A 12,822-nucleotide genomic window follows, 5' to 3' on the forward strand; every position below is an offset into this window, starting at 1 on the left:
TGTGCAGCCTGTGGGATCGAACGCTTTGTTCGGCGGACCCTCGGAAGCGCGCCTGCGCGTGGCCTTGCTCGAAGACTCGATCGACGAAGCCGATACGGTCACGGATCTGCTTCGGCGCAATGCGCACGATGTTGTGCACCTGGCCAATGGCGATGCCTTCTACGACCTGCTGCAGCGAGACAGCTTCGACTTGCTGATGCTCGACTGGAACGTGCCCGGTCTTTCGGGCTATGAAGTACTGCGACGAGTGAGGGGCGACATGGGCTCCAACGTGCCGGTGCTGATGTTGACTGCGCGCGCCGGCGAATTCGAAACGGTGCAAGCGCTCAACGGCGGCGCTGACGACTACCTCGTCAAACCGTGCCGACCCTTCGAACTGCTGGCCCGCATCAACGTGCTGATGCGCCGTTTGACGGTACCGACCCTCACGCAAAGCGTCGAGCAGACCGAAGGCATGCACTTCGATGCAGCGCAGCGGGTCGTGACGCGTGACGGTGTTGCAGTGAAGCTCACGCACAAAGAGTTCGAAGTCGCCCGTTTGCTGTTCAAGCACTTCGGTAGTCCGCTGTCGCGGGAGCACCTGAACCAGGCGATCTGGAATGGCCAAGCCATGGCACGCACCATCGACACGCACGTATCGCGCGTACGCACCCAACTCGGTCTCACGGTCGAGAACGGATTTCAGCTACAGGCGGTCTATGGCTTCGGATACCGGCTGGAACGATTGCGAGTGGAGGGCTGAACGTGCGCCGTCTTGGCGGAGTGTTTCTGAAGGCAGCATCTGCTTTGTCGTCTGCAGTGCGATGCCGGAAGCGCTAGCGGCGCAAGCGCGTGAACAGTTCGAACTCCCAGTTGCGCATGCCCAGCAGCAGCGTGTAGCCCTCGCGATCCTTCGGGGATAGCTTCTGGTCGGTCTGGTGCTGCTGCGCGAAGTCTTGCGCGACGCGCTGCAGTCGTTCGAGAAAAGCCGGCGCCAATGATTGGCTGATCGATCCGTGCACCAGCAGCAGGCCTTCTGCCGGCCCGTCGAAGCCGCCTCGGTAGTAGTCGAGCACCACGTTCTCGCGAAAGAACTCCATCACCGGCCCGTGCGGCCGCCAGCGAAAAGTCTTGGCAAGCTTGAGCCGATACCGGTTGAGCGGCCGCAGTTCGATGATGCCGATGCGGTCCAACTGCGCGAAACAGCCGATGCACTCCGCCTCGCTGATCCGATACGCGGTGACGATCTGCTCCAGCGTCCACTGGCTCAGCACGCTGATGGCGACCAGCAGCAGCTTCTTGTCGCGCACCACGGCTTTTTCCTGCTCCTGCGTGAGTTCCTTGAGCAGCGGCTGAGCATCGGCAACACGCCTCGCCAACTCGGCGAAATCCATCTTCAGCGCACGACAGATCGCGTCGACGCGCGACAGCGGCATGTCGCCCTTGGCCAGCATGCGTTTAACGCTCGATTCCGCCATGTCTAGCGCACGCGCCAGATCGGCGTAGGTCATGCGAGCGTTCTTCAGTTCGTTCTTCAGGGCGAGGACGAGGTCGACGGTGGTGCTCATAGGTTGCTCGCAGGTTCGGGCGGTTGAGTATTGAAAACTGGTACCGAGGGGCGTGAATTGGTACCCCGTATCGATTTTCGATGCCTGCGGAGCGATTGACAACTTAAATTCCGGCCGACTGCGAACCACTACCCGCCTACGGAGCCCACCATGCACCTGCCATTCTTGCCCGACCTGTCGTTACCCGCATCAACTCGCCGCGAGCGCATCTTGTTCGCCGCATTCGCATTGCTGGCGCTTTTCGCCGTTGCATGCCCTGCGTTCAGCGGGCCCGACGCGGTCTCTGTTTTTGCCGATGACCGTGGCTGGCACAGTTTGCCGAACGCGATGGACGTGTTGAGCAACCTGCCGTTCCTCGCGATCGGCCTGCTGGGGCTGCGGTGGCTTCGTTGGCTCGATCGGCCGGAGCTGTCTGCCACGCCGACAGCCGCATCGGCTGGAGAGCCGGTCGACCTCGGCGTGAGCCAACGTCTGGGCAACAGCTTCGACTGCGCCTGGATGTTCTTCGCCGGGCTGATCGCTTGCGCAGTCGCCTCGGTGGTCTATCACCTGCAGCCCGACACGTTGCGGCTCGCTGCCGACCGCGCCGGCATGGCGATCGCCTTCGCTGGACTCATCGGACTGGCCGTGTGCGACCGGGTAAGCCAGCGTGCCGGTTGGGCCGCCGCCTGGGCCACATTGGCAGGCGGGTTGCTGGCGGTGGCGATCTGGTTCGAAACAGGCAACGTCGCGCCGTGGGCCACGGTGCAGTTCGGCGGCATGGCGCTGGTGCTCATGCTGGCGTTGACCAAGCCGTTGCCCGAAGTGTCCGGAAGTGGGGGCGCGGTGGGGCTCAAGCTCGGTTGGGTCATCTTTTTCTACGCGCTCGCCAAGCTGTTCGAGCTGTCGGACCACGCGGTCTACGAGGCCACCCACCACATCGTGTCGGGCCACAGCGTGAAGCACCTCACGGCGGCGCTTGCCGGCTTGCCCGTGCTGCATGCTTTGCAGACCGTCGGGCGCAGGACCCTGCGGCACAATCCGGGCGCGGCCGCGATCACGGCCTGAGGAGCCCGCGAGGGACACATCGAATGACCACACCCGCTGCTGCCGTCACGGCCTCACCAGCTTTGCAAACGCCCGACGCCAACGCGCACGCCAACCAGTTCGCGTTGCTGAAGCAGCGGCGTTTCGCACCTTTCTTCTGGACGCAGTTCGCCGGCGCGGCCAACGACAACCTCTTCAAGTTCGCCTTCACCGTGATGGTGACTTACCAGCTGCAGTTGAGCTGGATGCCGCCGGCCATGGCGGGCTTGGCGATCGGTGCCCTTTTTATCCTGCCGTTCCTTTTGTTTTCCGCGACGTCTGGCCAGCTCACCGACAAGTTCGACAAGACGAAGATGATCCGCTTCGTCAAGAACCTCGAGATCGTGATCATGCTCATTGCGGCATGGGGCTTCATGAGCGCCAATGCGGTCGTGCTGCTTGGCTGCGTGTTTTTGATGGGGCTGCACTCGACTCTTTTCGGCCCGGTCAAGTTCGCCTACCTGCCGCAGGTGCTCGATGCGCGCGAGCTCACTGGCGGCAATGGCATGGTCGAGATGGGCACCTTCGTGGCCATCTTGCTGGGCCAGGTGGCGGGCGGGTTGCTGGTCGCGGTGCCGCAGATCGGGCACACGTCGGTGGCGGTCGCTTGCGTGTTGCTGGCTTTGGTCGGGCGCGGCGTGGCACAGGCGATTCCGCGCGCACCCGCGACCGACCCCAACCTCGTCATCAACTGGAACCCGTTCAGCGAAACCTGGCGCAACCTCAAACTGGCGCACGGCAACGTGGTGGTTTTCAGGTCGCTGCTCGGCATCTCCTGGATGTGGTTCTTCGGTGCGGTGTTCCTGAGCCAGTTTCCGAGCTTCGCCAAGGAAGTGCTGCACGGCGACGAGCAAGTGGCGTCGCTGCTGTTGGTGGTGTTTTCGATCGGCATCGGCACCGGCTCGCTGTTGTGTGAAACGTTGAGCCGGCGCCAGGTCGAGATCGGCCTGGTGCCGTTGGGCGCGATCGGCATGAGCATTTTCGCGATCGACCTGTACTTCGCTTCACGTGCCTTGCCGGCCCTGGCCGAGATGGGTATCGGCGACTTCTTAGTGCGCCCGGCGCACTGGCGCGTGATGGCCGACCTCGGACTCCTGTCGCTGTTCGCGGGTCTGTACAGCGTGCCGATGTACGCGCTCATTCAGTTGCGGAGCCAGCCGACACATCGCGCGCGCATCATCGCGGCCAACAACATCCTCAACGCGCTTTTCATGATCGCGAGTTCGGTGATTGCCGGCGCCTTGCTCGGCGCCGGCTTCACCATTCCGCAGATCTTCTTGTTCACCGGCATCGCCAACGCCATCGTCGCTTTCTACATCTTCATGCTGGTGCCGGAATACCTGTTGCGCTTCGTCTCCTGGGTGTTGTCGCGCTTCATCTATCGGTTCAAGGTGTGCGGCGACGAGCACATTCCTACCGAGGGCGCTGCTATCCTCGTTTGCAACCACGTGAGCTTCATCGATGCGGTGCTGCTGATGGCCGCGAGCCCGCGACCGATCCGTTTCATCATGGACCACCAGATCTTCAAGGTGCCGGTGCTGGGCTGGCTTTTCAAGCTGGCCAAGGCGATCCCGATTGCACCGAACAAAGAGAATCCTGCGGCCTACGAGTCGGCGTTTGCACAGGCCATTGGCGTGCTGCGCGAAGGCGACCTGCTGGCGATCTTTCCGGAAGGTGCGCTCACACGCGATGGCGAGTTGCAACCTTTCAAGGGCGGCATCATGAAGATCGTCGACATGGCGCGCAGCGAGGGCATGGAGGTGCCGGTCGTGCCGATGGCGCTGACCAATCTGTGGGGCTCTTATTTCAGCCGCATTGAAAAGCGAGGAGACAAAAACGTGGCGATGGTCAAGCCGTTCCGGCGTGGCCTCTTCAGCAGCGTCGGTCTGAATGTCGGTAGCGCCGCGGCTCCGGCCGACGTCCAGCCCGAACTACTGCAACAGCGCGTGCGTGCGCTGTTGACTGCATGAAGCACCCACGGAGCACTTTCTGAGCTGGCATCTACTGACCCTTCTGGGCGACAGCGGTCTGCTGTTGCCTTGTGCCGCGCTGATCGCGGTCTGGCTCGGCGTCTCACCACGCACCCGCAACGGCGCGATCCGCTGGGTCGTGATCTTCGGGCTCGGCAGCAGCATCGTTTTTGCGTCCAAGCTGGCGTTCCTCGGCTGGGGCATCGGCAATGCGCGGCTCGACTTCACCGGCGTCAGCGGACACACCATGCTGGCGACCAGCATTTGGCCCGTGGCGTTGTGGCTGATGGCCTCGCGCTGGGGCCATGCACCGCGTGTGGCCTTCGCCATCGCCGGCTGGTTGCTGGCCTTCGTCATCGGTGTCTCTCGATTGGTGCTCGAGGCCCATTCCATCTCCGAGGTGTTGGCGGGCTACCTGATGGGGGGCATCGTCAGCATCACCTTTCTGGCGATTCAACACAACCGGCCGCACCCGAAGCTGCGCTGGCCCTGGGTGGCGGTCAGCCTGGCGCTGCCGCTGGTGTTCGTGCCCATTGGAGCGCCCGCTCCGACGCAAGACTTGATCGAGCGGATAGCGGTCCGGGTCGCACATCTCGAGCGGCCCTTTACGCGCGACGATCTTCATCGGCACTGAGCCGTTGCTCGCTGCGCGGTATCTCCTGCGGATACCACGAGCCCATTGCGCCGCCACCAGCGCATGAATTCGCCTCCTTCATGCGGTGTGCGACCCATCATCCGCACACCTTCACTTTGCCGCGAGGCACTTCACCGTCATGAACCGCTCCAGTTGCCATTCTCGTGATCGCCGTCAGCACTGCAGCGAGTGCTGTCGTGGCGATACCGGCGGCGTCATCGACCGTGCGTTGCAGCACAAGGAGAGGCTGACGTGATTCGTCGAATCACCAACTTCGCGTCTTACGAGGCCGAGCGGGCTGCCAAGGTGCCCCGCTGGCAGCGCGTGCTGTGGGCGGCGTTGCGCATCGTGCTGCTGGCGCTGGCTGTCAGCTTGGCGGGGCTCTTTCTGTTCCCGACCAAGACGGCCCATGCTGAAGTTCAAAGCCATAAGCTGACCACCCTCACGTTCGGCCCGATCACCTCACTTACGCTGTAAATAAAAATGAGCAAATCCTTACGTCTTTCCGAAAAATGGTTTCGCCGCGGCCTCTGGCTGGTGTCGGTGGTGTTCGCCGGATTCTTGATCGGCCTCGGCAGCACGCTGGTCGGCGATTTGCCGCAGGTCGAGCGCGTGCGCCAGATGGACGACTTCATCGACCATGTTGCGGCCGATCCGCTGCGCGCCACCGTCAAGACTTCGGAGGCGGCAGAACATAAGGCATCGCAAGAGCTTGAACAGGCCGAGTTGCAGCTCAACGTCGCGCAGCAAGCAAGCCGGAATGCGCGCGAGACTTTTGGTAACTGGATCGCGACTCGGCGCGCCACCGCGCAGCCGGATCAGGACAGCGAGTTGATCGCACGCACCAAGGCGCTCGATGCTTTGAAGGCCGCCGAAGACAAAGCCGAGGTTCGCTTGAGCGCGCAGCAGCAGATCGCGCTCGACGCGCGGCAGGCACAGGAGCGTGCGCAGGAACAACTCGGGGTCCTCGAGCACGATGCCAACATCAAGCTCGAAGCCGAATACCGGCGTATCGAATTGCGCGTGTTCGGCTATCGGCTGGCGCTGACCTTGCCACTCCTCGCGGTTGCCGGCTGGCTCTTCGTGAAGAAGCGCAAGAGCACCTACTGGCCGTTTGTCTGGGGCTTCATCTACTTCGCGTTATTCGCATTTTTCGTCGAGCTGGTGCCTTACCTGCCGAGCTACGGCGGTTACGTGCGCTACATCGTAGGCATCGTCATCACGGTGCTGGTGGGGCGCTACGCGATCGTCGGCCTCAACCGTTACCTCGCTAAACAAAAGCTGGCCGAGCAGCAGCCCGATCAAGTCCGGCGCGAGGAGCTGAGCTACGACGTGGCGCTCGCGCGGCTCGCCAAAAGCGTGTGTCCCGGTTGCGAGCGCCCAGTCGACTTGAAGAGCACCGACATCGACTTTTGCCCACATTGCGGCATTGGCCTGTACGACCACTGCGGGCATTGCGCCGCGCGCAAGAGTGCCTTCTCGAAGTTCTGCCATGCCTGCGGTACATCGGCTGCGGCGTCGGCTACCAATTCGGCTGTGACCCCGCCGGCCGACTCCAGGGCGGCCGGTCGGCTGACAGGTCCGGTGGCTGCGCTGTAACAGGGTCGTCGCAGGCCCGTGATACAACGAGATGCTGCTTCGCGGTCACCGAAAGGTGCGGCGACGGCAGGTTCGGGAAGGGCCCGATTCAACCACCATCCTTCACCTTCTACGGAGCAAAAACATGAGCATTTTCGGCAGCATTTTTTCCAAGATTTTCCCTTCGGCCCATGCCGCTGACGCTACGGCCACGGCTGCTGCTCCCACGCCAGCACCTGCGCCTGCCGGTGCCCCGGCCGCGGCTGCACCACCACCGGCCATTCCGCTGGGCGACGTGGCCGCTGTGCTCGACGCCATGCCGGGCGCCAAAAACCTGAACTGGCGCACTTCGATCGTCGACTTGATGAAGCTGCTCGGCCTCGACAGCAGTCTGGACGAGCGCAAGAAGCTCGCCGCTGAACTGAGCTATGGCGAAGACACCAGCGACAGCGCCAAGATGAACATCTGGCTGCATCGCCAGGTCATGACCAAGCTGGCGGCCAACGGCGGCACGGTGCCAGCTGAGCTGCGCGACTGACCTGCGCTCATCCGCGCTCTGGCTTATGCCGGATGCGGACGACAAGAAGCCCGGCTTGCCGGGCTTTTTGCTTGGTGCATGGTCGGCAAGATCAGGTCCAGCCTGCATCGACCACGTAGTCCTGTGCCGTGCACATCTTCGAGTCGTCAGCAGCCAGAAAGAGCGCCATGCTGGCGATGTCTTCAGCCATGACGCGGCCCGGCAGGCACTGGGCCGCATCGATCTCGGCCGCCGACTCGGGCTTGACCCACAAGCGCAATTGCCGCTCCGTCATCACCCAGCCCGGCACGATCGAATTGACACGGATGTTCTGCTTGCCCAGATCTCGCGCCAGCGACCGCGTGAGCCCGCGTGCCGCAGCCTTGCACGCCTGGTACACCGGATAGCCGGCGCCCTTGATCATCCAACTGATCGAGCCGAAGTTGATGATTGATCCGCCGCCGAGCGAGCGCATGTCTCCGGCCACTGCTTGCGCCGCGAAGAACTGGTGCTTGATGTTGACCGCGACCAGCCGGTCGAAGTCTTCGCTGGTGACATCGGCCATGTCGTGGCGCCGGTCGTTCGCCGCGTTGTTGACCAGCACGCCGATCGGGCCGAAGTGTTTGCGTACCGTATCGATGGCGCCGTGCAGCGCGGCCACATCGGTGACGTCGCAGGTCAAGAAGAGGGCTGCATTGGGCCCTTTCAGTCGCGCAGCCAATGCGGCGCCGGCAACGGCGTCCAAGTCGCAAAAGCCGACTCGCGCGCCCTGCGCATGGAATGCGCTGACCAGCGCTTCGCCGATGCCGGTCGCACCCCCGGAGATAAACACGACGCGGCCTTCGAGCGACGGGTACCGCGCCGAAAGCGAAGCGGAAGGCGAGGTCGAGGGCGGGGGAGTCGAAGGCACGATGGACGATGTCATGCTGCAATTTTCGTCGACCTTGTTCACGCCCGATACCCGTGTGAACGAGAATGCCGCGATCGAGGCGATTCGCCCGCAGGACCTGCATGAACCCAGTCGAAGTCCCGGACCAGACAGCCGATGCTCTGGTGCATCTCGAAGCCGGCGCGCTGCGCATGACGCTGGCGCCATCGGTCGGCGGCGCCATCGCTGCCTTCTGGAGCGAACGCGACGGTGCGCGCACTGACTGGCTCCGGCCGGCGACGCCAGCGGCACTGGCGCAGCGCAACCCGTCTGGCATGGCGAGTTATCCGCTGTTGCCTTGGTGCAATCGCATCCGCGATGGCCATGCCCGCTTCGGCGTCCGGGAGATCGACGTGCCACCCGGACATCCCGCCTCGCCTTCAGGTCGTCATCCACTGCATGGCCTCGGGTGGCTGCGGTCCTGGACGGTCGACGAGGCGACGCCGGCGCGTGTAAAGCTCTCATTGCAGGTGAATGCCTGCGCTGCGTGGCCCTGGCGTTTCGAGGCATCGCAGGTTTTCGAGCTCGATGCGACTGGCTTGGTTGCGACGATTGTGCTGACCAACCGTGATGACGTGGCGATGCCGGCCGGCATCGGCCACCACCCTTACTTTCCGCACCACCCGGGCACGCGCCTGCAGACCGTGACCGACGCCATGTGGCGTGGCGATGCCGAGGTGATGCCCGTCGCGCTCGAAGCGACACCCGACGTGGCGATGCTGCGCGATGGCGTCGGCCTCGATGCGCTCGACCTCGACAACAACTTTGCCGGCTGGCAGCACAGCGCACGCATCGAGTGGCCCGGCAGCGGGCACGCCATCGTCATGGCGGCCGAGTCGCCGCTGGATTTCTTCGTGCTGTATTGCCCGCGCGGCGCCGACCACTTTTGCGCCGAGCCGGTAAGCCAATGCACCGACGCCATCAACCTGTCGGACCGCTACCCGGTCGAGACTTTGGGCGGCACGGTGCTGGCGCCGGGCGCATCGTTGACGGGTCGTTGGACGTTGCGTCCCGAAAACTAGATCCCGCGTGCGCGGTCGGCCTTGAAGCGTGCGCGCAAGTCGGCAAAGCGCCCCACGTCGAGCGCCTCGCGGATCTCTCGCATCAGGTTCAGGTAATAGTGCAGGTTGTGGATGGTGCAAAGCATCGGCCCGAGCATCTCGGCACAGCGGTCGAGGTGGTGCATGTAAGCGCGGCTGAAGCCATCGCGCCCGCCATCGTCCCAACTCACGCCTGATGTGCCTGCGCAGGCGTGGCAAGTGCAGCTCGGATCGAGTGGCTGCGGGTCGGTCTTGTGGCGCGCGTTGCGCAGCTTCAAGTCGCCATAGCGCGTGAAGATGGTGCCATTGCGCGCATTGCGCGTGGGCATCACGCAGTCGAACATGTCGACGCCATCGGCAACGCCCTGCACCAGGTCTTCCGGCGTGCCGACGCCCATCAGGTAGCGCGGCTTGTTCGTGGGCAGCCGGTGCGGCGTGTGCCCCATGATGTGCAGCATCTCTTCCTTTGGCTCGCCCACGCTCACCCCGCCGATGGCATAGCCGGGAAAGTCCATGTCGACCAGCGCGGCCAGCGACTCTTCGCGCAGGTTCTCGAACATGCCACCCTGCACGATGCCGAAGAGCGCGTTGGGGTTCTCGAGCCGCTCGAACTCGGTCTTGCAACGCGCGGCCCAGCGCAGGCTGAGTTCCATCGACGTGCGGGCTTCGGCCTCGGTCGTGATGTGGCCTGCGGTGTCGTACGGCGTGCACTCGTCGAACTGCATCGCGATATCGCTGTTCAGGATGGTCTGGATCTGCATCGAGACTTCGGGCGTCAAGAAGAGCTTGTCGCCGTTCACGGGCGATGCGAACTTGACGCCTTCTTCGCTGATCTTGCGCATCGCGCCGAGCGACCACACCTGGAAACCGCCCGAGTCGGTGAGAAGCGGCTTGTTCCACTTCTCGAACTGATGCAGTCCGCCGAAGCTCGCCATCACGTCGAGTCCCGGACGCATCCACAGATGGAAGGTGTTGCCCAGGATGATCTGTGCGCCCATCTCTTCCAGGCTGCGCGGCATCACGCCCTTGACGGTGCCGTATGTCCCGACGGGCATGAATATCGGCGTTTGCACGACACCGTGGTTGAGGGTGAGCGTGCCGCGTCGCGCGTGGCTTGCCGGGTCGGTCGCGAGCAGGTCGAACTTCAGGCGGGGCAGGGTGGACGTGTCGGTCATTTTTTTGGGGAGGGCAGCAACATGAGGATGGTGCGATTGAGGTCTTCGACCACCAGCAGGCGGCCCTGGCGGTCGACGGCAATACCGGTGGGCTTGCCCATTGGGCGCACGCCGGGCTTGGGGTCCCAGCCCGAGAGCCAGTCGATCGGCTTGCCTGAAGGCAGCCCCTGCGCGTTGAGCTTGTAGCCGACCACGCGGTGACCCGGCGGTTGGTGGCCGCGCCATGCGACCAGAACCTGGCCGGCGAAGCGGCTGCCAGTGGGGCCGACCATCATCTGCAGTGGCGCGACGTGCGCTGGCCAAAGCATGAGCGGAGCTTCGGTCGTCTTGCAGTCGTACCGGTCCTCGTAGCCACGCGCGGGCTGGCGATTGCCGACGCAGTAAGGCCAGCCGTAATCGCGGCCGGCCTGCAGGCGGTTGAGTTCTTCGGGCGGCTGACCGACTTCTTCATAGTCGATGGAGTTCTCGCCTTGCAGCACCGTGCCCTTGGCCGGCCCGTCGGGCAGGACGGTCAGCGCGACCGAATTGCGCAGGCCTGTCGCAAAAGGCTTGAAGCTCTGCAGCTTGAAACCCGGCGTCGCCAACACGGCTTCGTAGACCGCAGCGCGAGGCTTCGGTCTGGCCAGGTCCGGGCAAGGCAGGGGGAACTGCTTCGCCGTGTCACGGCAATTGTCGGAATCTGAGCCGACGTTGACGAAGAGATGCCCGTCCGGCGCGAACGCCAGTTCCTTGAGAGGATGCGTGCCGTTGCCGGGCAGGCCGTCGATCAACGGCTCGCGCTGCAGCGCGCCGCCGAGAGCAGGGATCGGCGTGCGCCAGATCGCGCTCGACTCGCCGATGTACGCCTTGCCGTCCGGTCCGATGACGAGTCCCAATGGGCGATCGAGCTGCTCAGCCAGTACGGTGAACCGCGCCCGCCGCGGGGCCGGGCCGTCGGTCGGCAGCGTCATCTCGAGCAGTCGGCCATGGCGCGGCTCCCATGAGCCCATGTCGACCACCCAGTAGCGGCCCGGCGCAACTTCGAGGATGCGGCGCGGTGCGCGCAGGCCCTGGGCCTCATCGGCCAGCAGCGCGACGCAGGTGCCGGTAGGACTCGTGATGTCGAGCCGTGCGTAGTCGCCGCACATGCCTTGCGGTGTGTAGCCGCGTGCTTGACCGGCGAAAGGCGCCAGCCCGCACAAAGCCAGCGCGGCAAACGATGCAAAGCGGGTGAAGGTCATGACGGTGCGCGCGCCAGAAGCATGGCGTCACCGTAGCTGAAGAATCGATAGCGCCGAGCGATGGCGTGCGCATACAGCGCCATCACGTGTTCGTAGCCGGCGAAGGCGCTGACCAGCATCATCAAGGTGCTCTTCGGCAAATGGAAGTTGGTGACCAGTACATCGACATGCTGGAAGGCGAAACCGGGCGTGATGAAGATGCGCGTATCGCCCGAAGCCTCACCGCTTCTCGCCCAAGATTCGAGCGTCCGCACCGTGGTCGTGCCAACGGCGACGACTCGGCCGCCGCGTGCCTTGCAGGCGGCAATGGCGCGCTGCGTGGCTTCGGGCACTTCGTAGCGCTCGGCGTGCATCGTGTGCTCTGCGATGTTCTCGGTCTTGACGGGCTGGAAGGTGCCGGCGCCGACGTGCAGCGTGACGCTCGCGCGCTCGATGCCGCGGGCCGCGAGTTCCGCGAGCAGGGCTTCGTCGAAGTGCAATGCGGCCGTCGGCGCAGCGACCGCGCCAGGCACGCGCGCGAACACGGTCTGGTAGCGGCTCTCGTCGTCGGCCGAATCGGTGTGGGTGATGTAAGGCGGCAAGGGCACGTGACCGCAACGGCTCATGAGCGCGTACGGGTCGTCGCCGGCGTCACTGTCGAAAGCGAAGCGGAACAGCGCGCCTCGTTCATCGGGCCAGCGTCCGAGCAGCGTCGCGTTGAAGCCGCCGACCATCTGCAGCGTGGTGCCGACCAGCGGCTTTTTGCTGACCTTCATGTGAGCCACGACTTCGTTGCCGGTGAGCACGCGCTCGACCAGAAGCTCGAGCTTGCCGCCGGTCGGTTTCTCGCCGAAGAGGCGGGCCTTGACGACGCGCGTGTCGTTGAAGACCAGCAGGTCGCCCGCGCGCAGCAGCGAAGGCAGGTCCTTGAAGATGCGATCGACCACCGTGCCTGCTGAGCCCGCTGTAGCCGCGGTGCTATCAAGCAGGCGGGACGACGTGCGTTCGAGGGCCGGGTGTTGTGCCACCAGTTCAGGGGGCAGATCGAAGTCGAAATCGGAGAGCGTGAAGTTGCGCATGCGCTTGAGGGCTGGACAGGCCCGTTCCAAGGTGGCGGCGAGTGTGCCGAGGAAAAATCAGGACGGATTGTCCCACCCCCGATTCAACGC

General features: G+C 64.2%; 13 protein-coding genes. 8 read left to right on the forward strand and 5 right to left on the reverse strand.

From position 1 onward, the window contains the following. The first annotated feature begins 25 nt into the window (after positions 1-25). Positions 26-742 carry a response regulator transcription factor gene (locus H7F36_RS07515; protein ID WP_187054087.1) on the forward strand — a complete coding sequence of 239 codons (717 nt, stop codon included), beginning with the start codon at positions 26-28 and terminating at the stop codon, positions 740-742. A 73-nt stretch (positions 743-815) separates the two neighbouring features. On the opposite strand, the gene H7F36_RS07520 is transcribed toward H7F36_RS07515, so the two are convergent. After that, a complete protein-coding gene (locus H7F36_RS07520; RefSeq protein ID WP_187054088.1) occupies positions 816-1,547 on the reverse strand; it encodes a helix-turn-helix domain-containing protein in 732 nt (243 codons plus the stop codon). A 150-nt stretch (positions 1,548-1,697) separates the two neighbouring features. Here H7F36_RS07520 and H7F36_RS07525 point away from each other — a divergent pair, with 150 nt between their 5' ends. The 6 genes from H7F36_RS07525 (at position 1,698) to H7F36_RS07550 (ending at position 7,332) form a co-directional block, all read left to right on the forward strand. After that, positions 1,698-2,594, forward strand: coding sequence for a hypothetical protein (locus tag H7F36_RS07525; RefSeq protein WP_261802526.1), 897 nt, complete (start codon positions 1,698-1,700; stop codon positions 2,592-2,594). 23 nt (positions 2,595-2,617) lie between these two features. After that, the gene (locus tag H7F36_RS07530; RefSeq protein WP_187054089.1) at positions 2,618-4,582 is read left to right on the forward strand and encodes an MFS transporter; all 1,965 of its coding nucleotides are present in this window, start codon (positions 2,618-2,620) and stop codon (positions 4,580-4,582) included. Positions 4,583-4,646: 64 nt separating this feature from the next. After that, the gene (locus H7F36_RS07535) at positions 4,647-5,216 is read left to right on the forward strand and encodes a phosphatase PAP2 family protein (protein WP_222620446.1); all 570 of its coding nucleotides are present in this window, start codon (positions 4,647-4,649) and stop codon (positions 5,214-5,216) included. A 252-nt stretch (positions 5,217-5,468) separates the two neighbouring features. After that, positions 5,469-5,693: a hypothetical protein gene (locus H7F36_RS07540; RefSeq protein ID WP_187054090.1), complete on the forward strand. Its 225-nt coding sequence runs from the start codon at positions 5,469-5,471 to the stop codon at positions 5,691-5,693. Between the two features lie 6 nt (positions 5,694-5,699). Next, positions 5,700-6,815 (forward strand): serine endopeptidase, encoded by a 1,116-nt coding sequence (locus H7F36_RS07545; protein WP_187054091.1) that lies wholly within the window; start codon positions 5,700-5,702, stop codon positions 6,813-6,815. 124 nt (positions 6,816-6,939) lie between these two features. Beyond that, entirely contained in the window at positions 6,940-7,332 is a 393-nt protein-coding gene (locus H7F36_RS07550; protein ID WP_187054092.1) for a DUF3597 domain-containing protein, read from the forward strand. A 91-nt stretch (positions 7,333-7,423) separates the two neighbouring features. Here the strand turns inward: H7F36_RS07550 and H7F36_RS07555 are convergent, their stop codons facing one another. After that, positions 7,424-8,236, reverse strand: a complete 813-nt coding sequence (locus H7F36_RS07555; RefSeq protein WP_187054093.1) for an SDR family NAD(P)-dependent oxidoreductase — start codon at positions 8,234-8,236, stop codon at positions 7,424-7,426. Positions 8,237-8,322: 86 nt separating this feature from the next. Between H7F36_RS07555 and H7F36_RS07560 the strand changes: the two genes are divergently transcribed. Next, positions 8,323-9,261 carry an aldose 1-epimerase gene (locus H7F36_RS07560; RefSeq protein ID WP_187054094.1) on the forward strand — a complete coding sequence of 313 codons (939 nt, stop codon included), beginning with the start codon at positions 8,323-8,325 and terminating at the stop codon, positions 9,259-9,261. Here the strand turns inward: H7F36_RS07560 and tgt are convergent. The 3 genes from tgt to queA are packed head-to-tail and all read right to left on the reverse strand — an operon-like array spanning position 9,258 to position 12,732. Next, entirely contained in the window at positions 9,258-10,454 is a 1,197-nt protein-coding gene (gene tgt, locus H7F36_RS07565; RefSeq protein ID WP_187054095.1) for a tRNA guanosine(34) transglycosylase Tgt, read from the reverse strand. The two genes, H7F36_RS07560 and tgt, sit on opposite strands and share 4 nt — an antisense overlap. Beyond that, positions 10,451-11,674 carry a PQQ-dependent sugar dehydrogenase gene (locus H7F36_RS07570; RefSeq protein ID WP_187054096.1) on the reverse strand — a complete coding sequence of 408 codons (1,224 nt, stop codon included), beginning with the start codon at positions 11,672-11,674 and terminating at the stop codon, positions 10,451-10,453. The genes tgt and H7F36_RS07570 overlap by 4 nt, the downstream gene beginning before the upstream one ends. Further along, positions 11,671-12,732, reverse strand: a complete 1,062-nt coding sequence (gene queA / locus H7F36_RS07575) for a tRNA preQ1(34) S-adenosylmethionine ribosyltransferase-isomerase QueA (RefSeq protein WP_187054097.1) — start codon at positions 12,730-12,732, stop codon at positions 11,671-11,673. The genes H7F36_RS07570 and queA overlap by 4 nt, the downstream gene beginning before the upstream one ends. Between the last annotated feature and the right edge of the window lie 90 nt (positions 12,733-12,822).

The organism is Variovorax sp. PAMC28562 (genome assembly GCF_014303735.1).
GTDB lineage: Bacteria > Pseudomonadota > Gammaproteobacteria > Burkholderiales > Burkholderiaceae_C > Variovorax.

Bases quoted from the DNA above. Each gene is read 5' to 3' on its own strand.
- queA (WP_187054097.1), bottom strand. From the start codon at position 12,732: ATGCGCAACTTCACGCTCTCCGATTTCGACTTCGATCTGCCCCCTGAA.
- H7F36_RS07520 (WP_187054088.1), bottom strand. From the start codon at position 1,547: ATGAGCACCACCGTCGACCTCGTCCTCGCCCTGAAGAACGAACTGAAG.
- H7F36_RS07550 (WP_187054092.1), top strand. From the start codon at position 6,940: ATGAGCATTTTCGGCAGCATTTTTTCCAAGATTTTCCCTTCGGCCCAT.
- H7F36_RS07545 (WP_187054091.1), top strand. From the start codon at position 5,700: ATGAGCAAATCCTTACGTCTTTCCGAAAAATGGTTTCGCCGCGGCCTC.
- H7F36_RS07525 (WP_261802526.1), top strand. From the start codon at position 1,698: ATGCACCTGCCATTCTTGCCCGACCTGTCGTTACCCGCATCAACTCGC.
- H7F36_RS07560 (WP_187054094.1), top strand. From the start codon at position 8,323: ATGAACCCAGTCGAAGTCCCGGACCAGACAGCCGATGCTCTGGTGCAT.
- H7F36_RS07570 (WP_187054096.1), bottom strand. From the start codon at position 11,674: ATGACCTTCACCCGCTTTGCATCGTTTGCCGCGCTGGCTTTGTGCGGG.
- H7F36_RS07530 (WP_187054089.1), top strand. From the start codon at position 2,618: ATGACCACACCCGCTGCTGCCGTCACGGCCTCACCAGCTTTGCAAACG.
- tgt (WP_187054095.1), bottom strand. From the start codon at position 10,454: ATGACCGACACGTCCACCCTGCCCCGCCTGAAGTTCGACCTGCTCGCG.
- H7F36_RS07555 (WP_187054093.1), bottom strand. From the start codon at position 8,236: ATGACATCGTCCATCGTGCCTTCGACTCCCCCGCCCTCGACCTCGCCT.